At 41.0% G+C, this 23,845-nt stretch carries 20 protein-coding genes; 4 read left to right on the top strand and 16 right to left on the bottom strand.

The annotated features are described in order from the left end of the window. Positions 1-72: 72 nt before the first annotated feature. The gene (locus MHI35_RS06620; protein ID WP_144469948.1) at positions 73-612 is read right to left on the bottom strand and encodes an RDD family protein; all 540 of its coding nucleotides are present in this window, start codon (positions 610-612) and stop codon (positions 73-75) included. Between the two features lie 300 nt (positions 613-912). Here MHI35_RS06620 and MHI35_RS06615 point away from each other — a divergent pair, with 300 nt between their 5' ends. After that, a complete protein-coding gene (locus tag MHI35_RS06615; RefSeq protein WP_186303696.1) occupies positions 913-1,065 on the top strand; it encodes a hypothetical protein in 153 nt (50 codons plus the stop codon). A gap of 61 nt (positions 1,066-1,126) precedes the next feature. On the opposite strand, the gene MHI35_RS06610 is transcribed toward MHI35_RS06615, so the two are convergent. Continuing rightward, entirely contained in the window at positions 1,127-2,011 is an 885-nt protein-coding gene (locus tag MHI35_RS06610) for a cation diffusion facilitator family transporter (protein ID WP_144523711.1), read from the bottom strand. Positions 2,012-2,303: 292 nt separating this feature from the next. On the opposite strand from MHI35_RS06610, the gene MHI35_RS06605 reads away from it, so the two are divergent. Further along, positions 2,304-3,473 (top strand): aminotransferase A, encoded by a 1,170-nt coding sequence (locus MHI35_RS06605; protein ID WP_144503362.1) that lies wholly within the window; start codon positions 2,304-2,306, stop codon positions 3,471-3,473. A 26-nt stretch (positions 3,474-3,499) separates the two neighbouring features. Here MHI35_RS06605 and MHI35_RS06600 read toward each other — a convergent pair whose 3' ends face one another. Together MHI35_RS06600 and MHI35_RS06595 are read right to left on the bottom strand one after the other, a co-directional pair. After that, a complete protein-coding gene (locus MHI35_RS06600; protein ID WP_335349802.1) occupies positions 3,500-5,329 on the bottom strand; it encodes a PAS domain-containing protein in 1,830 nt (609 codons plus the stop codon). Between the two features lie 155 nt (positions 5,330-5,484). Next, positions 5,485-7,611 (bottom strand): peptidoglycan D,D-transpeptidase FtsI family protein, encoded by a 2,127-nt coding sequence (locus MHI35_RS06595; RefSeq protein ID WP_335349801.1) that lies wholly within the window; start codon positions 7,609-7,611, stop codon positions 5,485-5,487. 336 nt (positions 7,612-7,947) lie between these two features. On the opposite strand from MHI35_RS06595, the gene MHI35_RS06590 reads away from it, so the two are divergent. Continuing rightward, positions 7,948-8,742 (top strand): CAP domain-containing protein, encoded by a 795-nt coding sequence (locus tag MHI35_RS06590; protein ID WP_012009765.1) that lies wholly within the window; start codon positions 7,948-7,950, stop codon positions 8,740-8,742. A gap of 40 nt (positions 8,743-8,782) precedes the next feature. On the opposite strand, the gene MHI35_RS06585 is transcribed toward MHI35_RS06590, so the two are convergent. The 10 genes from MHI35_RS06585 to MHI35_RS06540 all read right to left on the bottom strand — a co-directional run bounded on the left by MHI35_RS06585 (position 8,783) and on the right by MHI35_RS06540 (position 20,336). After that, entirely contained in the window at positions 8,783-9,652 is an 870-nt protein-coding gene (locus tag MHI35_RS06585; protein ID WP_144522838.1) for an NAD(P)-dependent oxidoreductase, read from the bottom strand. Between the two features lie 13 nt (positions 9,653-9,665). Beyond that, positions 9,666-10,451 carry an SDR family oxidoreductase gene (locus MHI35_RS06580; RefSeq protein ID WP_144522839.1) on the bottom strand — a complete coding sequence of 262 codons (786 nt, stop codon included), beginning with the start codon at positions 10,449-10,451 and terminating at the stop codon, positions 9,666-9,668. A 74-nt stretch (positions 10,452-10,525) separates the two neighbouring features. Then, positions 10,526-12,487, bottom strand: a complete 1,962-nt coding sequence (locus tag MHI35_RS06575) for a methyl-accepting chemotaxis protein (RefSeq protein WP_335349800.1) — start codon at positions 12,485-12,487, stop codon at positions 10,526-10,528. Between the two features lie 118 nt (positions 12,488-12,605). After that, positions 12,606-13,634: a spore photoproduct lyase gene (gene splB, locus MHI35_RS06570; RefSeq protein ID WP_335349799.1), complete on the bottom strand. Its 1,029-nt coding sequence runs from the start codon at positions 13,632-13,634 to the stop codon at positions 12,606-12,608. 82 nt (positions 13,635-13,716) lie between these two features. Continuing rightward, on the bottom strand, positions 13,717-13,959 hold the full coding sequence (locus MHI35_RS06565) for a transcriptional regulator SplA domain-containing protein (protein ID WP_044331928.1): 243 nt from the start codon (positions 13,957-13,959) through the stop codon (positions 13,717-13,719). A 97-nt stretch (positions 13,960-14,056) separates the two neighbouring features. Continuing rightward, positions 14,057-15,775 carry a phosphoenolpyruvate--protein phosphotransferase gene (gene ptsP, locus MHI35_RS06560; RefSeq protein WP_335349798.1) on the bottom strand — a complete coding sequence of 573 codons (1,719 nt, stop codon included), beginning with the start codon at positions 15,773-15,775 and terminating at the stop codon, positions 14,057-14,059. Then, positions 15,775-16,041 (bottom strand): phosphocarrier protein HPr, encoded by a 267-nt coding sequence (locus tag MHI35_RS06555; protein ID WP_003211078.1) that lies wholly within the window; start codon positions 16,039-16,041, stop codon positions 15,775-15,777. Before MHI35_RS06555 ends, ptsP begins: the two co-directional genes overlap by 1 nt. 93 nt (positions 16,042-16,134) lie before the next feature. After that, entirely contained in the window at positions 16,135-18,234 is a 2,100-nt protein-coding gene (gene ptsG / locus MHI35_RS06550; protein WP_211063040.1) for a glucose-specific PTS transporter subunit IIBC, read from the bottom strand. 202 nt (positions 18,235-18,436) lie between these two features. Beyond that, on the bottom strand, positions 18,437-19,291 hold the full coding sequence (glcT, locus tag MHI35_RS06545; RefSeq protein ID WP_144522844.1) for a glucose PTS transporter transcription antiterminator GlcT: 855 nt from the start codon (positions 19,289-19,291) through the stop codon (positions 18,437-18,439). A 55-nt stretch (positions 19,292-19,346) separates the two neighbouring features. After that, positions 19,347-20,336 carry a LacI family DNA-binding transcriptional regulator gene (locus MHI35_RS06540; RefSeq protein WP_211063041.1) on the bottom strand — a complete coding sequence of 330 codons (990 nt, stop codon included), beginning with the start codon at positions 20,334-20,336 and terminating at the stop codon, positions 19,347-19,349. Between the two features lie 93 nt (positions 20,337-20,429). Between MHI35_RS06540 and MHI35_RS06535 the strand changes: the two genes are divergently transcribed. Next, complete coding sequence (locus MHI35_RS06535; protein ID WP_162842493.1) at positions 20,430-20,573, top strand: hypothetical protein; 144 nt, start codon at positions 20,430-20,432, stop codon at positions 20,571-20,573. 53 nt (positions 20,574-20,626) lie between these two features. Here MHI35_RS06535 and MHI35_RS06530 read toward each other — a convergent pair whose 3' ends face one another. Both MHI35_RS06530 and MHI35_RS06525 read right to left on the bottom strand, forming a co-directional pair. Beyond that, positions 20,627-21,721: a M24 family metallopeptidase gene (locus tag MHI35_RS06530; RefSeq protein ID WP_335349797.1), complete on the bottom strand. Its 1,095-nt coding sequence runs from the start codon at positions 21,719-21,721 to the stop codon at positions 20,627-20,629. Between the two features lie 104 nt (positions 21,722-21,825). Then, positions 21,826-23,745, bottom strand: a complete 1,920-nt coding sequence (locus MHI35_RS06525) for a heavy metal translocating P-type ATPase (RefSeq protein ID WP_335349796.1) — start codon at positions 23,743-23,745, stop codon at positions 21,826-21,828. Positions 23,746-23,845: the final 100 nt, after the last annotated feature.

Here is a 23,845-nt window from a genome sequence, read left to right as displayed (position 1 = left end):
TGCGTCCCTCTTCCATACAAGCAATCTATAGAAAAAGCACCTCTTACGAATGTGCAGAGGTGCTTTTTTTCATTATTTCTTCACAACAATGGTACTTGCGATTAAATCGTGAAGTGCTTGTTTTTTCTCTGTGAAGAAGGCAATGATGTAGCCAATATATAAGATTGGAGACAAAAAGCCTTTTGCAAAGAAGCGACCTGTTGCACGGCCGAATGTCACTTTTTCGCCCGTTACTCTTGTCACTTTAATCCCAAGAGCCATCTTACCAAGCGTTCCTTGCAGTTTTGATGATTCCATGATGGCGTAATAAAGCCATGTCACCACGATACCGACCAAGATCGCTCCTATGTAGAAAAAGATAAGTCCCATAATCACTGCCCAGTCCTCATCTGTCATAACAGTTGTTGAATAGTAATAGCTGTCGTCATCCATCATCATTGCTGCCTCAGGACTAGAGACAAAAAAGAGTGTTGCCAAAATAAACATGACAAAAGAATATGGTACGCCGATGATAATACCATCTAAAAGATGTGCAAGAAAACGATAACCTACGCCTGCTAGTTCAGGATGCTTCTTTTCTTGAATGTGTGGTTCTGTTATGTTTGTTTCCATCCTATTTCTCCTTTATTATGTATGTTTTCTATAAATTTCTTATAATCTTCGTTATTATATCCTATGAATATCGCAAGATCAATGTAACTTTACACTTTTACATATATTTTAGATCATGTCGTCCTCAATGATTTATGTGAATAAATACTGAAAATTTGTGAAAATCATGGCACTTCTAGTTCTTTTACCTCCGGATTTTTTAACATTTTGTGATATTTTTGTCTTGTTTCCATTCTGCTGTTGACAATCGTTCTTCACATGGTACAATAGTCAAGGATTTTTTAAAGAAAGGTGTTCATGATGGGAACTGTCGTACTATTAAAGAACAATGAAATGACTGTAATTGAAGATATTTGCGAAGCTGATTTTTTAGACATGAAGCATGATTTGTCAAATGATGATACAGCTTATGTCTCTTGGTATGAAGATTACGATACTGCTTATGGATATTGATTTCATTTCATAGATGAAGCGTAAAAAAGGCGATACAACCTAAGGTGGTTGATCGCCCTTTTTACGTTTGCGTGCTTCTTTCACTTTCAGGTTCTACATGAATAAAGATTTGTGCATGCGGAAATTCTTTCTCAATCTTCTCCTCAATTCGATCACATAATTGATGAACATCTTCAATTGTTGTTTTGCCATCTACAATCAAATGAAAATCAATATACTCCTCTGCACCCGATCGTCTTGTTCGAAAGTCATGATATTCGATAAACTCTTGACTGAATCCTTGAATGATTGCTTCGATCGATTGTTCTTCCTCGGGCGTTAGCCGGGCGTCTACGAGCGGCGGGAAGGCTTCTTTCATGAGCTTAAACGCTTCACGCATAATAAAGAGAGCAAGTATCATTCCAATGATCGGATCTAGGAAATACCAGTCGGTTAATGCGACAAGCAATAAACTGAATGCCACCCCTAATGACGTATACACATCTGTTAACAGGTGCAATGCATTCGATTTCATGGCGACAGAATGGACCCTTTCCGCCTCTTTGTTCACAACCTTCGATACGATTAAATTGATCATCGCGCCTATTAGCATCACCACAATGCCAAGTACAGGCAGCTTGACTGGCTCTGGATGCATTAATTTGTGAACACATTCGTAGATGATCCAAATGCCAGCAACAAAAATCAGTAAGGTCTCAATCGTTCCAGAAATATTTTCGACTTTTCCGTGTCCATACGGATGTTTAGAATCTGCTGGCTTCCTTGAAATACGAACAGAGATAAATGCAATAAAAGATGCCATTAAATCGAGAAAAGAATGAATGGCTTCTGATAACACCGCAACAGATCCAGTGAGCAGACCTACAATGATTTTTAAGATGACAACAAATGTGTTACTCATCACGGATAGAAACGCTATTTTCGATGTCTTCGCTGATTGTTCCATTTATCGTCCTCCTTTAGGAGATCGTATGTCTATGAAAGCACTTCCCATGACTTAATTCTCTCGTTCTTTCAGTTTACACAATTTTGCCGTTTTCTAATCATGTTCATCGCAGCCTGTATTTTCTCGTGAGGTTACGCTATAATAAATGTTGCTCTTTCTTCAATATATCACTCATGCTGTGATGAATAGGAGAATAGACTACAGATAATGATATCCAGTGCCTTTCGCAGGTGACATTTATGCAGTGAATGGTAAAATAGGATAAAAACATAAATTTTTAAGGTGATGAGAAATGGAGCATTTGCTGAATCCAAGAGTAAAGGATATTGAAATTTCAGGCATTCGAACATTTTCAAATCTTGTATCGTCATATGAGGATGTCGTTTCTTTGACGATAGGCCAGCCCGATTTTTATACGCCGCATCATGTCAAAACAGCTGCCAAAGCAGCCATTGATGAGAATTTCACCTCCTACACACACAATGCTGGTTTCCTAGAGCTAAGACAAGCGATCCAGCACTACATCAAGAAGAAGGTCAATCTTGATTATGAGGCTGAGTCAGAGATCATTGTGACCACAGGTGCAAGTCAAGCGATTGATGCTGCGTTTCGAACCATTTTGTCAGAGGGTGACGAAGTGATTTTACCTGGACCTGTCTACCCTGGCTATGAACCGATCATTCGAATGAGCGGGGGGAAGCCCGTACATATCGACACAACGAATGCTGGCTTTAAATTAAATGCCAAGCTGATTGAGGATGCATTAACGGAAAAGACAAAGTGTGTTGTGCTTCCTTATCCTTCAAACCCAACTGGTGTCACGCTTTCAGAAGAAGAATTGAAAGAGATTGCCCAGCTCCTTGAAGGGAAAGACATCTTTATTTTATCCGATGAAATCTATAGCGAGCTAACATTTGACCGGCCGCATCATTCAATCGCTTCTTTCTTAAAGGAACAGACCATTGTGATTAACGGACTGTCTAAGTCTCATAGCATGACCGGTTGGAGAATTGGCTTTTTATTTGCTTCAGCTCCAATTGCTAAACATGTATTAAAAGTACATCAATATAACGTGTCTTGTGCCTCGGCTGTCTCACAAAAGGCGGCACTTGAAGCTGTGACAAATGGTGTGGATGATGCACTTATCATGAGAGAGCAATATAAGAAAAGACTCGATTATGTTTATGATCGGCTCATTTCTATGGGGCTTCCGGTCATTAAACCTTCTGGCGCTTTTTATATTTTTCCATCCATTGAATCGTTTGGGATGAGTTCCTTTGATTTTTGTATGGAGCTGTTAGAAAGTACAAGACTGGCTGTTGTACCAGGGTCTGCTTTCTCTCCACTCGGCGAGGGGTATGTGCGTCTATCCTATGCTTATTCACTTGAAACACTGAAAGAAGGACTTGACCGCCTTGAACAATTCGTTCTTGAAAAACGTTCCATTCATTTAACAGACTGAAACAACGGCTCCTCCTGCCGTTGTTTTTATTTTGCAGGAAACATGATGTGAAATGCGGTGCCCTTTTCTGGATGACTGTCCACACGGATCGTCCCGTTGTGATTTTCTAAAATATTAAATGTCACCATAAGCCCTAGCCCAGTCCCTTTTTCCTTTGTCGTTAAAAAGGGCTCTCCTATTCGCTTCATAACCGATTCAGGAATGCCGATCCCTTCATCACGAATGGTGACGTGAATTCCGTCTCTTTCTGCTTTGGCAGTAATGTCAACCTTCCCTCCATCCGGCATGGATTCTACGGCATTTTTGATTAAATTGATAAACACCTGCTTGAGCTGATTTTGGTCCCCGTTCATCAGGAGACCCTCTTCTATCTCACTCGTGTTCATTAAAATGCCATTTAAATTCGCTTGTGTTTCTAATAAAGCCGTGACTTCGCTGATGATTTTTTTCAAATCTAGTGTCTGCATCGATGCCGTTTGCTGCGGTTTTGCCAGCATGAGCAGCTCGCTTAAAATAATTTCTATCCGGCTCAGTTCAGAAAAAACAATCTCGAAATATTGATCTCGATCTTTCGTTTTCGGTTTAATGAGCTGCAAAAAGCCTTTGATGGCAGTTAATGGGTTCCTGATCTCATGTGCAATGCCCGCAGCCAATTGGCCTGCGATCGATAATTTTTCAGATCGAAGCATGAGCTCTTCTGTCTGCTTACGTTCGGATATATCTCTTAAAATAATTTGAACGGCTGTTTCTCCAAAAAATGTAGTTGGGATACATACCATTTCCGTATAAATCAGCTTGTGTTTAAACGTATGACAGCTCATCGTGACAATCTCAGAATCTGAAGCTCTTTCAATAATACGTGATATGCTCTTTTTCACTTTTTGCTGGTCACATGAATGGATTTGATGGAAAATATCTTTTCCTATTAATTTATCGTAATGCTCGGCTTCAAATAATTTAATGCCTGATTCATTCATAAACACCCATTTGTGATCATGAATGACTGCAATCGTATCAATGGAGTTTTGGATAAGCAGCTGATACCGCTCCCGGCTTTTTTGCAGAACGGTTTGGAATTTCTTACGGGATGAGATGTCTACTAACAGTAAAAGCTCTGCCCGCTGATTTTGATAGATTGTTGGTGATGATTTCACTTCAATATGAATGCTACTCCCATCTTTCCGCTTCCAAATCTGTTCAATCATTCCGACTGGAAGACCTTCTTGTAGCCTCGTAATTCGGCTTCTCACAATGTCATGGTACTCCTCAGCAATAAAGTCAAATGCAGTTTTGCCGATCATGTCATCTCTTGTACTGACCCCCATTAATTGAAGCATCGCATCATTCGCATAAACAATTTCCCCTAAAATCGTAATACATAACGGATTTGGCAGCATGGCAATCAATTGTTCAGCTTCACTAACATGTTGGAAAGCCGGCAGACTGCCTAACGACTGTTCTGACACTTCTGATGTTGTTTGAAATGCTGCTTTTTGCGGTTCAGCGTCTAGTACCCTCATTTTTAGGATCATTTCTCTACTTAATTCACTGTCTAACTCATCACAAGCAACAAAATCAATACTAGCTTCAATCCATACAGCTGTTAGATCACTTCTAAGCAGCCTAAAGTGGCAAATCTCTAGCATGTGCTGATTGTAGAAATAACTCTCGACGAGAAATTGATCTTCGGTATGAACAAAGTCTTTCAAAAAACACCCTAGTAAATCCTTTTGTTCATAGAGCAAAAGCTGCTTACAGTTAGAAGAAATGTAGAGAAAGCGGCCATTGGAAGAAAGAACGGCATGTAAATCGATATTCGAATAAAGGTGATTCGAATCTTTCATTTTTTGTTCCATCGTCGTCCGACCCTCCTTTTCATTTTTTAGGGTTGTCCTTAGATTGATGTATAAAAAAGATTCGCTAGAAAACCCGTATTTTCCTTCCGTCATCGAGGGAAACGTCCATATTTTCAGCAAAAAAGAGCACATTCTCTTGCTGTGCTCTCTGCTGTTTACTGCTTTTCGTATTTCTTTTGTAATTCAACGTACTTATCAACAATTTTACTTGGGATGGTTTTAATGACGGAATCTTTGTCTGAGACATAAGGTGCCACGACACTAAAAGCCACTTTTGGATTGGACGATGGATAATATCCTCCAAAGGTTAAATTGTACGTGGCATTTCCCCACCAGCTGCGGTTGGCACCATAGTAGAAGGTTTGGGCTGTGCCTGTTTTTCCTGCGACATCATGCTGACCAAAACGGCCTGCGGCAGTACCGCCGGTCGATGTGACCATTTTCAGTCCCATTTTGACGCGGTCAATATCTGCTTTCGAGTTGTTAATTGTATTCAGCACTTTCGGCTCATATTTTTTCACAACTGGGCCGACTTCATCTTTCTTCGTTGGAAGATGAACGCTTTTCACTACTCTTGGCTGAACGCGATTTCCACCATTGGCGATCGTCGACATGTACTGCGCCACTTGAAGTGGTGTATACGTGTCATACTGGCCAATTGCTTCATCGAGCAAAAGTCCGCCGACCGTCTTCGGATGTGTCTGCATCCCGCTTGATTCCTGCGGCAAATCGATCCCTGTTTTCACGCCAAGACCGAATTGCGCATAGTAGTTTCTCATTTTTTGCAGGTGCTCAGGTCGTGCTGGTAATGGACCATCCTTTTGATAAGTAATGCCCGCCATTCTCATCGCTACTTGGAACATGTAGACGTTGGAACTTTTTTGGAGTGCTTGAATGTCGTTGACCCATCCAAGATCTTTGTAAGACCTCTTCGGTTTTCCCCCACTTCCTGCAAAAAAGAGCGGTGTATCCATATAGGATTGGTTATGTGACATTCCGTCCTGATAACCGCCAAGTACTGTGGCTCCTTTGACTACAGAGCCCATTTCGTACTGGGTCGTAAATGTTCCGATGGCATAATCGGTGACGTCTCTACCGTCCATTTTCTTGCCAGACATCGCAAGAACATCCCCAGTGTGAGGGTCCATCATCACGACAAATGCGCGGTCCATCATATAGTTTCTCGCACTAGCGGATCTAAGCTCTGATTCGACGATCTTGTCGACTTCCTTTTGCAACTCCATATCAAATGTCAGTGCCAGATCAAGTCCTCTTCGTCCCTCTGTCCGCTTAATTTCATCGAGCAGCTTCCCGCCAACCTGTGTATATTGAATGGTCGCTTTCTCTGGATTTAGAAAATCCTCGTATTGATACTCTAAATAGCTCTTTCCTACTCGGTCATTACGTGAGTAACCTCTAGCCATATAGTAATCTTCACGCTCTTTTATAATCCCTTGCTCTGGTGTAGTCACACCGCCAAGCACATTATAAAGGGTTTTCTCATACGGATATTTTCTTGTCCAATCATTGATAACATTCACACCGGGCAGCTCATCAAGATGCTCTGACACAAGTGAAATCTCTTCATAGGTCAAACTGACAGATGATGTCTGCTTTGACTCTTTTGTTTCATCGAGTAGAGCAACTTTTTCGTCCCCTTTTTTCTCTTCATTTGGGTCCATTGCTTTCACGATTTGAGGCTCAAAGGCATATCCGCCTGTAAACCTGCGATAGATCGCTGCAACTGCTTTTTCCTCTGCATTTTTTTCGATCGCCTTGACTTCTTCCTTAGGCACGCGCTCTACTTGAAGCGGATAGACATCTTTTGCTTTAAGTTTCTTTTGCTCTGCTTTTGAAATGAGCTTATCCGCTTCTTTCGGATGGCTTGCCAGCCAAAAATCTCGAATATCACGCTCTCTTAAAAAATTAGTATCCATTTTTATATAAGTCGCAAGTTTTCTTGCTACTTTAATCTTATCCTCCGCTTTCACACCGCTTTCTGATGTATAAACAATGGCAGGTACACTTTCATTATCAACGACGACTCTTCCTCTTGCGTCATACATTTTTCCTCTCGGGGACGGGTATGATGCTGTTTTGACCTCTGTTCGGTTTGCCTGCTTTTTATAATCCTCACCATTGACGATCTGCAGCACACCAAGCTTGATCACAAGTACAGCAAATAAACTAAAGACAGCGAAGAAAAAGAGATTAATCCTCCAGGCGTTCCGGCGCTTGATTTTTTTCTGCTCGGCACCACCTTGATGCTGTTTCTCTCCCACTTATGTAGCTCCTCTCATCCTTTCAATCTTTTACAATTACCACTCATTATTGTAACACTTTTGTAATAGTTGTTACAGCGAAACAAGTGAAAAAAAGCTGTCAATCCCTATTATGCAAAAAAATATACTAACACTTTAAAATATTGGTATGTTTATGTCGTTTTCATTAAATGGTAGAATTCCCTATCCTTTGATATGAGGCGGGTTTTTTTGTGACTTTAACAAAAATGACAAACAGGCATTGTCAATGGAGGATGCTGGTACGTTTATAACAAAAAGTCCATGTTATGATTTTCTGTGAGAAAACAAAACAAAGATTTTAGGAGGAGTTACAATATGAAGAAGAAATCATTCTTTTTTTCAGCGCTAACGGCTGCTGCACTCATCACGTTCACCGGGGGACATTCAGCTGATGCGAAGGAGCTTAACCTGAAACAAGTGATACAAGTACAGCATCAAACCATTGATCTTCATACATTAGCTGCAAAATTACATATCTCTTCAGATGTAAACAAGCTAAGCAAGTCGAATCAAAAAGAGATCGAAGCTCTTTTAAACAAGCTGATCAAAAGTGGTCAACCTGTTACTGGCACAAAAGTGGTGAAAGAAGTAAACAAAGCAAAAAATGAACAAAAACAAGAATCAGTGAAAAAACCTACTGCTTCTAAACCAAGTACACCAGCAAAACAAAACACAAATAACAATACAAAAGCTGACCAAAAAGACACAACGGCAACAAAAGCAGACAGCAGCTTGAATGCATTTGAAAAAGAAGTCGTTGAGCTTACAAACAAAGAGCGTGCAAAACAAGGATTAAAAGCACTTTCTGTTGATTCAAAATTAAGCAAATCTGCTCGCGCAAAATCTCAAGATATGAAAGATAAAAACTATTTCTCTCATACAAGCCCAACTTACGGATCTCCATTTGATCAAATGAAGCAATTCGGGATCACTTACAAAACAGCAGGTGAAAACATTGCCCAAGGTCAAAGATCTCCTCAAGAAGTGGTAACTGCTTGGATGAACAGTGAAGGTCATAGAGCCAATATCTTAAACAAAAACTATACACATATCGGTGTTGGCTATGTGAAATCTGGCAACTACTGGACGCAGCAATTCATCGGAAAATAAGAAGATCAATAAAACCTGTCCCTAAGTGGGACAGGCTTTTTTATTTCACCCATAATTTATATATACTCTGTGTGCCGCTGTTTTCTTCTCCCTGCTCACTCAGCTTTTCATAGAGTGACTTTGCAAGTGATAGCCCTGGCATTTCCTCTCCCATCAGTTCTGCTTCTTCAAGTGCAATGCCCATATCTTTAATAAAATGCTTCACATAGAACCCTGGCTCAAAATCCCCTTTCAGCATTCTTGGTGCAAGGTTTGACAAAGACCAGCTTCCTGCTGCGCCCGTTGTAATACTTTTAAGCACATGCTCTGGATCAAGTCCTGATTTTTCAGCATAGGCCATCGCCTCTGCGACACCTACCATCCCTGCTGCAATCGCAATTTGGTTACACATTTTGGTATGCTGACCGCTCCCTGCAGGTCCTTGATATTGAATATTTTCGCCCATTTTCTCAAATAAAGGAAGACACGCTTCATAGGCTGATTTTTCTCCGCCAATCATGATCGCAAGCGTTCCATTTTTTGCGCCTACGTCTCCGCCAGAAACTGGTGCATCTAATGCAAACAGCCCTTTTTCTTTCGCTTTCTCTTCAATTTCTTTTGCCAGCTGAGGCTTCGATGTAGTCATATCAATCAGATAAGTACCAGGCGTAGCATGTGCCACAAGCCCTTCTTCACCTAAATAAATTTCTTCTACATCTGATGGGTATCCTACCATTGTGATCACAGCATCTGCATGTTGTGCAATTTCCTTCACTTCCGGCTTCCATGTTGCGCCTTTTTGAATGAGTGCATCTGCTTTCGCTTTTGTTCTTGTATAAACGAGAACTTCATATCCAGCATCCATTAAATGTTCTGCCATACTGCGTCCCATTACACCAATTCCAATAAAACCAACTGTTTTGATTGTCATCACTTGTTCCTCCTTAAAGAGACTTTGTCAAACCACCATCAATGATGAGTGTTTGACCTGTCATGTATGTATTTGCTTCAGATAAAAGAAATGCTGCATATGCTGCAAATTCCTCTGGCTGTCCATAACGGCCAAGCGGAATCGTACGTTCAGCCTGTGCTTTGATTTCTTCAACTGTTTGGTGTTCTGCCTGCGCGCGGTGCTTGTCTAGCTGTTTGACGCGGTCTGTTTCAATTTTCCCTGGGGCTAACGTATTAATCAAAATTCCATCCTTGGCAAGCTCCTGAGCAGCTGTTTTTGTCCAGCCGACAATAGCCGGTCTAAACGTATTTGACAGCATCAAGCCTGGGATCGGTTCTTTTACGGACATAGACGCAATGTTTAACACGCGTGCACCGCGTTTTTTCAAATAAGGCAATGCCTCTTTTAATAATCGAATATAGCTCAGTAAATGAAGCTGGAATGATTCAAACCAGTCTTCATCTGTTAAGGTTTCAAGCGTCCCTGTTTTAGGACCACCTGTATTGTTCACAAGAATGTCGAGACACTTCTCATCACCAGCTGCCGCTTGAACCAGCGCCTTGATTTGCTGCGCGTCAGACACATCACATACTTGATAAGTCAGCTTTCCTTTTACAAGCGGAGATAATTCTTTCACTGTTTCTTTCAGCGTGTGCTCATGTCTTCCTGAAAGCATGACATCTGCTCCCTCTTTTGCTAGAGCAAAGGCAATCGCTTTTCCGATACCTTGACTGCTTGCAGCGACCAATGCTTTTTTTCCAGATAAATTGACATTCATGTCAACACCTCCTCTGCATTATTTTATCATACAAAAAGAACCTTGCTCACGTCGCAAGGTTCCTTTCTTCATGACTACACCTTAAATCGGTCAACCGCCTGACGTAACGCCTGGCTTGATTCGTTCAGCATTTCAGTCGAAGTTTTCGTTCTTTCCAACGCCTGAACTTGTTCATCTGTAGACGCATGCACTTCCTCGGCTGATGCCGCAGATTCTTCAGAAATTGCCGCAATGCTTTGAATAGAGTCACTCATCTTCTGTTGTTCTTCTGTCATTTCATTGATCTGTGTATGAATACTGTCGATTGATCCGACAAGTGCCTGCATTTCCATTGTGATGCTGCTCAGTGCCTCGCCTGTTGCATTAATGGCGTCACCTTGTTCTTCATTCATCTTGCTTGCTACTGTCATCGCTTCAGCCGCCTTCTTCGATTCATCTTGAATGAGTTTGACGGTTTCACTAATATGTTTAGTTGATTGCGCAGATTGCTCAGCAAGCTTTCTGACTTCTTCTGCAACAACAGCAAAACCTCTTCCGCTTTCTCCAGCTCTCGCTGCTTCAATGCTTGCATTCAGGGCAAGTAAATTCGTTTGATCCGAGATTTGAGAGATCGCTGTCACAACATTTTCAATATTTTTCGTTTTATGCTCAAGGTCGAGCAACATTTGCTCTACCTTTTTCGATTCTTCGCTCGCTTTTGTTGATTTTTGGACGAGCACACCAAGTGCATCTAGCCCTTTATAGCTTGCATCTTCAGATGATTTTGAGTTGGTTTGCATTTGTGAGGCAAGATCACCCATATGGCGCACTTTCTCATACAAATGCTCTGATTTCTCATTAATCGTTTCTGCATCTGATGCCTGTTTAGACGCCCCTGTTGCCACCTCTTGAATGGCAGTTGCAATCTGTTCGCTCGACAGCAAGGTTTCATTTGAAATTTGGGTCACTTCATCTGTTGATGTCACAACTTGATCTGAAGCCCCTTTCACTTTTTCAATTAACTCCCTGATGTCCTCTATCATTTGATTAAAGCTTTTCGTGAGGAGACCAATTTCATCTTGAGACTTCGTTTCAAGTGAGCTGGTTAAATCACCTTCAGACACCTTACGCACATGCTCGATCAGACGCTTGATTGGCGTTGTAATGCTTCTTGCTAATAAGAAACTGAGAATGATCGCAATAATAATGGCAATCATTGAAATAATGATGCTTGTCTGATTCATTTGTTCTGTGATCCAAAGCAGTTTCTTTTTCTCAAAGCTGACACCTATTGTCCAGTCTGCATCTTTGATTTTAGAAATAACCGTCAGTTCTTTTTTATCATCAATTCCGGAATTGTCGACCGCTTTTTTTACATAAGCAACTTTTGATATGTTTTTTCCTTGTTCAGTTGGATGTGCCAAAATCGTTCCTTTGCCATCAACTAAGAAAGCAGTCCCCATATAAGGAATCTTTTGTTCCTTAATATACGATTGAATGGAAGATAGCTTCAAATCAAGTCCCGCCACTCCAACAACCTTTCCATTTCGCACAATTGCCTTGGTGGCAGAGACAACCATTTCATTCGTTGCTTTATCAATGTACGGATCTGTCCAGATGACTTCATCAGGCTTTTCAGCAGAATGGATAAACCAATCTCTCTTTGTTGGATCATATCCTTCACCAAAATCAGATTCTGGGAAGGCAAACATTTTGCCGTCACTTGTTCCTATATAGGCAAGTGAAATCAATTCATCCTGCTCTTGCAAGCCTTTTAGTTCATCGTTTTCAAAGGCTAATGTCTGTTTTGTTTGCTTTTGGGCAAAATCTTCTGTCAGCGTACTTGTTGCCAGTTTGTAAATTGTATCCCCGTAATTATCAAGCTTTTGAGCAATAATATCTCTCATGCTTTCTGCCGTTGCTGTAGCGGTCGTTTTTGCATCTCGTTCAATCAGTGGTGTTAATACCAAGTTGGAACCCACTTGAACTGCCACAACGGTTAAAATTAAAATAACTGAGATGAAAACAGCTATTCTCACTTGAAGTTTCTTAAACATCTCCTCACACCCCTATATCCTACTTTCATACCTTGTTGTATATATCGGCATAATTGATACCGCATTCAATAGTTGTGAGAAAATTTAAATAGAAAAAAGCAAGCCATACAGGCTTGCTTTAAGTAAAATATTCAATTTTTGCATTCGGAAAGTACTGATCGATATATGATTCTAACGTCTGTCTTAGTTCTTGTTCCTCATCTTTTTGATAGATATATTTCCCAATTCCATATCTACCCCACTTGTAACGTCTTTTTTCTTCATCTAATTCTAATTTTGATTTCGGATAGTTTTTTTGAATGACACGCTTCGCTGGTTTTGTAAAACGATGCTGGATCATTTCGAAGGTGATATCGCGTCTTACATCTTCAGGAAGGGCTGCATCTAGTTTTTCAAAAAGAACTTTATATCCTTCCTGCCAGCCTTCGTGGATGTAAATTGGGGCAATAATAAAGCCTAGCGGATAACCTGCTTTTGCAACCTTGACAGCCGCTTCAATCCGCTGATCTAACGGTGATGTACCAGGTTCGAAATATTTAATGACATAATCCGCATTGATACTAAAGCGGAATCTTGTCCGGCCATTATGCTTTGCATCAAGTAAATGATCGACATGATGAAATTTGGTCACAAAACGAAGCTTACCAAGATCAGTCTGACCGAAGTATTCAATTGCTCTTTTTAATGTATGTGTCAAATGGTCTATTCCGACGATATCTGACGTACACGAAGCTTCAAACCTTGTGATATCTGGCGCACGCTCGTTCATGTACTGCTCCGCCTGATCTAATATTTCTTCAACATTCACATATGTTCGAATGTATGGCTTACTTCCCATCGTCGTTTGCAGGTAGCAATAATGACAATGTCCCATACAGCCTGTCGCAAAAGGGATCGCATACTCCGCAGATGGTTTAGACGTATCGAACTTCAACGTTTTCCTCACACCAATGACAAGCGTTGATTTTGCATTACGATACTTTTGTAAGTCATTTTTACCTGGAATATTTCTTACTTGGTTATGTGAAGTCGTTTCTCTTATTTCAATCCCCATACCCTCGAACTTTTCCTTCAACTCTCGTCCTAACGGGTACTCTAACGCCCGTGGTTCAATGTACACAAGCTGGGGCACAAAAGGTTTGATCATATTTAGCACATCCTTACCTTATAGGTTTTCATACCGTTACTTTAACCGTGCAGGATGGCTTTTATCCTTTCTAAAATCTCCCTTATTCAAACAAATCTTGATAAAGAGCTTCTGCTTCTTCATATGTGGGAAAGACCGCATCATCTGGAGCTAAAGGATGGTACGTTTCAAGTAAAAAGAGGGCAAGCTCCTCTTCGTTGTATGGATGTGAAACAATTTCTGCTTCTTTGATTTGTGCTACGTTTGCTGCATGCGGATTTCGATAAATCACATATACTTGATCACCCGGTTTATAGTCTGAGAAAGGCAATCTGGTCACCTCCATTTTTCTTATAGAATGCCCTTCTCTCTGACGGATATGACCCAATATGATAAAATTCGACAAAAAAACCAGACAGGGTGACTGTCTGGTTTGAATTCACTTAGTTATGTTGAAACGTTTTCTTTACGAAATCAACCACTTCTTCTGTCGTGCTAAGTGATAAAATATGCTCTTTATATGATGCAGCTTCTTCCTTAGAAAGCTTTCTTAGCTGTGTTCTTGCTGGAAGAATAGATGTTGCACTCATTGAGAATTCATCTAATCCTAATCCAAGTAGAAGAGGGATTGCGATTTCATCTCCTGCCATCTCACCGCACATGCCAACCCATTTACCTTCTTTATGCGCTGCTTCAATAACAAGCGTAATGAGACGTAAAATGGCTGGATTGTAAGGCTGGTAAAGATAAGACACTCGTTCGTTCATTCGATCAGCAGCCATTGTGTATTGAATCAAGTCATTCGTTCCAATACTGAAGAAATCAACTTCTTTTGCAAATTGGTCTGCGATAACAGCAGTTGATGGAATTTCCACCATCATTCCGATTTCAATGGAATCAGAAACGTCTGTACCAGTGGCAACCAATGCTTCTTTTTCTTCAAGTAAAATAGCTTTTGCTTCTCTAAATTCTGATAACGTCGCGATCATAGGGAACATGATTTTCAAGTTTCCATATGTACTTGCACGAAGTAAGGCGCGTAGTTGTGTTCTAAAAATCTCCTGTTCTTCAAGGCAAAGGCGGATCGCTCTATAGCCAAGGAACGGGTTCATTTCTTTTGGAAGCTGCAAGTAAGGAAGTTCTTTATCGCCACCAATATCAAGTGTGCGGACAACCACTGCTTTGCCTTCCATTTTCTCTAAAACCGTTTTATACGCATCGAACTGCTCTTCTTCTGTAGGAAGCTGATCTCTGCCCATGTATAAAAATTCGGTACGGTACAATCCGACTGCTTCGCCGCCATTTTCAAGTACACCTTTTACATCTTCAGGTGTTCCGATATTAGCAGCTAGCTCTACGTGAACGCCGTCTTTTGTGACCGTTGGTTGATCAACAAGTTTCGCCCATTCCGCTTTTTGAGCTAAGTAATCTTCATGCTTTTTTTGATACGCTTTCACTTCATCTTCAGAAGGCTGAATGATGACGTCTCCGCTAATACCATCCACAATGATCAGATCATTGTTTTTCACGGTTTTTGTTGCTTCTTTTGTTCCAACAACGGCTGGAATCTCCATTGATCTTGCCATAATCGCTGAGTGAGAAGTACGACCGCCGATATCTGTTGCAAAACCTTTGACAAATTGTCTGTTCAGCTGAGCAGTATCAGAAGGTGTTAAATCTTCAGCAATGATGACCACTTCTTCAGAAATCATGCTTGGATTCGGAATGTCAACGCCTAGCAAATGTCCAGTTACACGTTTTGTTACGTCGCGAATATCCGCTGCACGTTCCTTCATGTATTCATTGTCCATTGCTTCGAACATCGTAACAAACATTGTCGCTGTTTCTTTTAAAGCAAATTCAGCATTTACTTTATCAGAGTTGATTTTATCCTTTACTGGGTTTAGCAGCTCTGGATCACTTAACACAAGAAGGTGTGCAGAAAAGATATCTGCTTTGTCTTGGCCAAGTTCTTTTAGCGCATGTTCTTTAATTGCTTCAAGTTCTTGTTTAGAAACATGAATTGCTTCTTCAAAACGCTTCACTTCTGTCTCTGGATCGTTGATGTCTTTTTGGTGAACTGTTAAATCTGGTTCTTCCAGACGATATGCTTTTGCAATCGCAACGCCTGCTGAAGCACCGATTCCTTTCAGTTGTTGCATTACTCGCCTAGGCCTTCACTTTTCATTGTGTCTTTAAGCGCAGCAAGTGCATCATTTTCATCAGAACCAGAAGCAGAGATCGTGATTGTAGCACCTTTCGCAATTCCTAGAGACATTACACCCATAATAGATTTCAGGTTCACTGTTTTACCATTATATTCTAAGTTGATATCAGCATCATATTTACTAGCAGTTTGTACGAGAACTGTTGCAGGACGTGCGTGAATTCCAGAATCTGCAGTTACTTTGAATGTTTGTTGAGCCATTTTTATCAATCTCCTTTTTATACAATTAATACATCCACAATATTATATCATACTGCCGAGCTTGTCATCTAACAAGAACGGCAGTTATGAAAATTATTTTGAAATTTTCATGATGTTTTCTTGACCAGCTTTGATTTCACCGGATTTTTGAAGGTCAATAAATTGTCCTTCACTTAAGTTGGTAAATACAATTGGTGTCATTAAAGATGGTACTTCAGACTTAATTTTATCAATATCAACCACTAAGAGTTTTTGACCAATTTCTACTTGATCTCCCTCTTGTACAAATGCTTCAAATCCTTCTCCTTTTAGGCTGACCGTATCAATACCGAAGTGGATCAAAATTTCAAGTCCACCATCAGATTGCAGGCCAATAGCGTGTTTCGTTGGGAATACATTTAAGATCTTCCCTTTCACTGGTGAAACCACCGTTCCATCTGTTGGTAAGATGGCGAAACCGTCACCCATCATCTTTCCTGAGAATACTTGATCTGGTACATCTGTAATCGGATGAAGCTCCCCTGTAATTGGTGAAACAAAGATTTCTTCACCTTGCTCGTTTTGAAGCGGTTTTGCAATGACTTCTTCGACCTGCTGGCTAACTTCTTCTTTTGCAGAAGGGTCTTTCGCTGGACGAGGCGTACGGCCTGCAATGATGTCTTGCATTTGTGTTTTTAAATTATCAGAGCGTGGTCCGAAGATGGCCTGAATGTTGTTTCCTACTTCAAGAACTCCTGAAGCACCAAGCTTTTTCAAGCGATCCTTGTCCACTTTCTTCTGATCATTCACAGTAACACGCAACCGCGTAATACAAGCATCTAGGTGTTTAATGTTTTCTTGGTCACCCATTGCTTCAAGAATTTCATAAGGTAAGTCATTACCCTTTTCAGACTTATCACTACTTGCACCGTCAGCTGCTTCATCCTCACGGCCTGGCGTTTTCAGGTTAAATTTGCGGATGGCAAATCTAAATCCGAAGTAATAAATAGCAGCAAGCACAAGACCAACTGGAATCACAAGCCACCAAGCGGTTCTGTTTGGCAAGATTCCGAATAAGAAGAAGTCAATTAATCCTCCTGAGAAGGTCATACCGATTTTCACGTTTAGAATATCCATTATCATAAAGGATAATCCAGCAAATACACAGTGGATTGCGAATAATACTGGTGCAACAAACAAGAATGAGAATTCAAGCGGTTCAGTAATCCCTGTTAGGAAGGAAGTCAGGGCTGCTGATCCCATAATTCCGGCGACAAGCTTTTTATTCTTTGGTTTTGCTTCATGGTAAATCGCAAGTGCTGCTGCTGGGAGACCAAACATCATGAACGGATATTTCCCTGTCATGAATGTACCAGCTGTCAGCTGAACACCATCTTTGATCTGTGCCATGAAGATACGCTGATCACCACGGATAATATCTCCTGATAAGCTCTTATAGCTAAAGAACTCATACCAGAATGGCGCGTAGAATATGTGGTGCAGCCCAAACGGAATTAATGAGCGTTCAATGACACCGAATACAAAGGCAGCAAGCGGCTCATTCGCTGCAAGCAGTCCTGTTGAGAATGAGTTCAGTGCACCTTGGATTGGCGGCCAAATGACGAGCATCAAAAGCCCTAAAATAAGTGCTGAAATAGAAGTGACGATTGGAACAAAACGCTTACCAGCAAAGAAGCCAAGATATTGCGGGAGCTCAATTTTATAAAATTTATTAAACATATAAGCCGCTAATACCCCGACAATAATCCCGCCGAAGACACCGGTAGACAAGGTCGGTATTCCGAGCATATTAACATATGCTGGATGGCTTTCCTTAAAAAACTTAGCCAATTTGATGGAATCGGATGGAATCGATCCATTGGCCATTAATACAGCGCTCATTGTTACGTTCATGACAAGATAACCGATAATTGCGGCAATCCCTGCCACACCGTCTCCATTAGCAAGACCGATGGCAACCCCTACAGCAAATAAGAGCGGAAGATTCGAGAAGACAATGTTCCCCGCATTTTCCATGACGCTTGCAACAAGCTGAATTGTATCATTGTTTAAAAATTGAGCTACATCAATCAGCTGCGGATTTTGCATCGCATTCCCAAGTGCTAGTAAAATACCAGCAGCAGGAAGGATCGCAACTGGAAGCATAAGTGCTCGTCCAATTTTTTGCAACACACCAAAAAGTGATTTAAACACTAGTTGAACCTCCTTTTATTTTCGCTTACAACATACACGCGGGACGCTCCTTGACATACATTTCATAGTTAACCGTTTACATTTCACTTTCAAACACAAAAAAAGGCATGGTGATATAAGGTTGCGCAAATAACAGGATCTTATCCTGTATTTACCTTAAGTCACTCATGCCTGATCGAATCAGTTACACGTTTCAAGGAAACTATGAAATTTTATTTGTCAATCTGTACAGATGAAGTGTCAGGTAGACAGCCTCTGCATCCTGTACAGGCTTTTTCAATGCATGTTGTAATATTTTGATCATTTTCCAAGCAGTATTGTAGCATAAAGGATATTCATTTTTCAATAGATGAAGCAATTTTTCTGGCTCCTCTAAAGATTCTTCCCGTTTAATACGCTCAATCGAAAACGTAATATGGCGCAATAAGCGTAAATAATGAATACTTTCTCTGTCTACTTTCATATGAAATGAATCTTCTATGACTTGGACCATTTGTGTGATGAGCTGCGAATGACGATTCACCTCAGATAATGGTCGATTCGTTAAAGCTGAGTGAATATGGAGCGCAATAAAACCAATCTCTCCTTCTGGCAGCTTTGTTTCGACATCAGGGCGTTTGTTAATTAGCTCAACGACTTCCTTTGCGACCTCGTATTCTTTCGGATACAGCGACTTCGTCTCAAGCATAAAGGGATTGGTGATATCATATCCTTGCTGCACTCGCTTAAAACTAAAAGCAATATGGTCAGTCAGGGCAATATGAATATGCTCATTCAAACGGTGCCCCATTTTTTCTCGTATATGATAAATAACATCATTGGCAAGCTCGATCATGTTCTCATCAATGTGGTGAAGCAGCTGTTTATACTCTGTTTGTTCCTTTGTATTTTTAAGGACAAACATTTTTTCAAATGTACCTTGATCGAGAGCATCACCCGATTTTTTTCCGAAGCCGATTCCTTTCCCTATCAGAACTACTTCGCCCAAAGAAGGGTGTCTTGCGATGATGACATTATTATTTAACGCTTTATCAACGGTGAAGGATTCCATGAACATCCCCACCTCCTTCTTATTCAATCCCTCTTATCGTACAAAACAGATGAAACGTGCGTCAACGAATTGTTTTGAAAACGGTAGTTGATCGTTCGATTAGGCGAAATGGCAGCATTCTTTTCTCTGGTGCCTCCCCCTTTATGGCCAGGCCAAACAAGTCAAACGCTTCCTGCCCCATTCGTTTCAGCGGAATATCAATGCTGGAAATGCCCAAAGCCTCACTTAATTGGTTATATTGAAAGCTCAGTATGGCTGGGGATTCTCCCGCTTTTAAGTCATGACGCTGCGCCTGTAATAAAAAGCCTGCAGAGACATCGTCATTTGTAATGAATAATGCCGTAGGGCGATTTTTCATTTCCTGCCATTCTGCAAACAATCGTTTTCCATCAAGAAGTGATAGCTTCCCTTCGATGATCCATTCCTCATCAATGGCCTGCCCAAGCGATTGCATCATGTCTTGATAAGCTTGAAGGCGCGACTCGCTATTCGCCCCTTCTATTCTGGCAAGAACAATCGCAATTCGTTGATGGCCGCATGCTGCCAAATGATGCAGGCCTTCTTTAAATGCTTGGTCATGCGCAATCGACACGGTTGAGCATGTATCATGCGGCGTGGGATGACAAAATATAATCGGCCCAGATTCCTGCCACTTTAGAATGTGCCGATCACTTAACGCATTTGAACAAAATATTAAACCGTCCACTCGGCGTTCTTTTAAACTCATTAATGCTTCTTTTTCTTTTAATGGATCATACCCCGTTTGAAATAAAGCAAAATGCATACCGCTCGCCTGTGCTTTTTCTGCAATACCCGAGACAAGTCCGCTGAAATAAGAGTGTTCAATCGTTGGGAGAACGATGCCCAGCATATTTGAATAGCCCTTTGCTAAATGGACAGCCTGAATGTTTCTCGTGTATTTGAGCTCTTTCATCGCATCAAGAACACGTTCTCGTTTTTCTTCTTTGACATAAGGATGATGATTCAACACACGTGATACAGTTGTCACAGATACGCCCGCTCTTTTTGCAATCTCCCTTATGTTTGCCATTTTTTCTCCTACTTTCTCTTGATATGGTAAGCGTTTCATACTTTAAGATGTATGTGAGCTGAACAAATCACTGGATGGAAAGGGGAATTCAAGATGGGTTTCATCATATGGATCATATTATGTATGACTGTTTTGTTTTCTGCTCGTTTTGCACTACATCCTTTAGGAAAAGAACATAAAATCAAACCGTTTCAATCAATTGATGATTTTTTTGTTGATAAGGATCGAGAAGAGTGACAAAAAATCACGATGACACTTCCAAGATATGGACGTTCATCGTGATTTTTTTATTACTTGATGATCGTCAGCTCTTTCGGATAATTGGTTAAAGTGACTGGACCATCCGCTGTGATCAGTACATCATCTTCAATTCTGACGCCGCCGACTCCTGGAACATAGATTCCCGGTTCGATCGTATACACCATGCCTTCTTTTAGAAGATCATCATTTGCCTGGCTCATTGAAGGAAACTCATGAACAGACACCCCTAGGCCATGTCCAAGGCGGTGAGGGAAATAGTCTCCATATCCAGCATCTGTGATCAGCCCGCGTGCTTTTAAGTCCAGGTCGCCAATTCTCACGCCCGGTTTACTCATTTCAAGTGCCGCCATTTCTGCCTTCAGGACGGTTTGATAGATGTCTTTTTGTTGATCAGAGGCTTCCTGATAGATGAATGTTCTTGTAATGTCTGAGCAGTATCCATCAACAATGACACCAAGGTCAAATAACACGAAGTCGCCTTTTTTTAAAGCTACCTGCCCTGGATTTCCATGAGGTTCTCCTGATTTTTCGCCAAAGAGAACCATCGTCGAAAAGGACATGCCTTGAATGCCTTTTTTCTTTAGCTCATATTCAATGACAGCGAGCACTTCTGTTTCGGTGACTCCTTCTTTTAAGGCGTTCACCCCAATTTTGATCCCTTCATCTGCCAATTGAGCGGCTTTTTTCAGTGTAGCAATTTCAGATTCATCTTTAATCAGCCTTAGTTGATTGAGCTCTTCTTCTGCTCGGACAAAAGTTTCTGCCCCAGTGGCAGCTTGCAGCTGTTCTGCTCTTTGAACCGGAATCGACTCTTTTTCAATTGCAAGTCGAGTTGCTCTTACACCGCGTTTTTCTACTGCTGACTGAATGAAATCAAATGGATCCTCATGGTCTTCATATCCAATGATATCACCTGACCATCCAGCATTTTTCGCCTGTTCAACTTCCATTTTAGGCAAAATAAAAAATGGATCTGCCTCTTGAAACACAAACAACCCCATGACTCTTTCATGCGGCTCTGTGAAGTATCCAGATAGATAGAACACATTTTCCTTTGTATGTATAAATGCACCTTGAATGTCTTTTTCCTTTAGCCAAGAAGACAAGCTGTTCATTCGGTTCATCGTCATCCTCCTCACACGTTTTACTACTGATCTATTGTATCAGTTTTTGCTGTATTTCGCACAAAAGCGCACTGGCAGAAGCCAAGTGCGCTTTGATGATTTGCTTAAGCTGCACGAAGCAGACGCAGTCCATTTAAAATGACCAAAATCGTACTTCCTTCATGCCCGATGACGCCAAAAGGTAAATCAAGCACTTGTAAGAAGTTCGCACAAATTAACAAGCAAATCACCGTTAATGAGAAAATAATATTTTGCTTAATGATTCGATTCATCTTTCTTGAAAGACGGATCATCTTTGTTAAGTTATTTAAATTGTTTTTCATTAAGATCAAATCTGCTGTTTCTAAGGCCACGTCTGTGCCCCCGCCCATCGCAACCCCCACATCTGCTGTGGCAAGTGCCGGTGCATCATTGATTCCGTCTCCTACCATGATGATCGAGTTCCCTTGTTTTTTAAGTTGATTGACCTCATGGACCTTTTCATCTGGCAGACACTCTGCGACAACTGTTTGGATGCCGGCTTCCTGCGCAATGGCTTCAGCCGTTTTTTGCTGATCTCCTGTTAGCATGACGGTTTGGATCCCTAAATCATTCAGCTCTTGAATCATTTCCTTCGCTTCAGGTCTAATTTGATCCTTAAGGCCAAGGCACCCAACGACTTCTTGATCCTTTCGAACATACACCACTGTATATCCTTTTTCAGAAAGTTGCTCTCCAGTCTCTTCAAACTCGCGATCCATTGAAGCCTTGCCGGCAAAGTCTTTCTTCCCAATCAGCCACGTTTCGCCATTCAATTGTGCCTTTACACCAAAACCAGAGGTTTCTTCAATGGTGACATGAGCTGCTCTTTCTATTTGTTGCTCTTGTGCCATATCACATATCGCTTTCGCTAATGGATGGTTTGATTGACTTTCAATTTGATAAAGCGCCTGATAAAAAGCCACTTCCTCTTGCCCTTTAGCAATCACCACCTGCTCTACAGCTGGCTTTCCGCTTGTAATCGTCCCCGTTTTGTCAAAAGCAATCATGCTGCTTGTGCCTAGCTTTTCTAAAAAGACGCTTCCTTTGACAAGCATTCCGTTTCTTGCACCGTTTGAGATCAGTGACAAAGCAGCTGGCATTATAGATGCTACAAGCGCACAAGGTGAGGCTACAACCATAAACACCATGGCACGGTAGAAGGTTTCACTCATACTCCAGCCTAGTACAAAGTGAGGCAGCACCATTAAAACCGCAACGGTGATCAGTACACCTTTTACATATGCTCCTTCGAATTTTTCAATAAATGCCTGGCTTGGTGATACACTTTCTTGAGCCGATTCGACAAGTTTAATCATTTTATGGAAAAGCGTTTCTTCATTATGTTTGGTGACTTCTACTGTTAAAGAACCGTTTAAGTTCACTGTTCCTGCAAACACATCTTCGCCTTGCCCTTTTTCCTGTGGCACAGACTCACCCGTGAGTGCAGATTCATCTACACTTGTTCTTCCGCTTAAAATCACACCATCTGCAGCAATACGTTCCCCAGCTTTGATCATGATACGATCACCTGGTGTTAATGATGAAGCAGCGATTTGAATGGTCGTGCCATCTTCTTTAATTAAAGTCGCTTCATCTGGTGCAAAGCTCATTAAAGCTGTTAAATCCTTCTTGCTTTTATTAGATGTATACGTTTCAAGTGCACCACTTAGTGAGAAAATAAAAATTAAGATTGCGCCCTCTGCCCAATAGCCAATGATTGCTGAGCCTACGGCTGCGAAAATCATTAAAAGTTCTACATTCAAGCTTTTAGACGAAATGGTTTCTTCAATTCCTTCCTTCGCCTTTGCAAAACCTCCAATAATAAACGCAAGGATAAATAAAGGAATACTCCACATACTTTCATCCTTTAACATCCATCCAACCAAAATGAGAATCCCCGCGATACCTGCTGCTATTAATTCTCCGTGCTGTGCCCATTGATGAAGGGACCATTTCGATTCCTTTTTATTTGTTGTTTGATCAAGTGCTACATTCTCATTCACGATTGCTTTCTCCTCTCTAATTGATAATGATTTTCACATCATCAATCGTTGCCGTTTCCTTTTTTCATCTATATTTTCTGCTATTTCAAGCTTTTTATAG

The organism is Bacillus sp. FSL K6-3459 (assembly GCF_038003305.1).
Taxonomy (GTDB): Bacteria; Bacillota; Bacilli; order Bacillales; family Bacillaceae; genus Bacillus; species Bacillus pumilus_O.
This window is presented reverse-complemented; position numbering and strand designations above follow the sequence as displayed.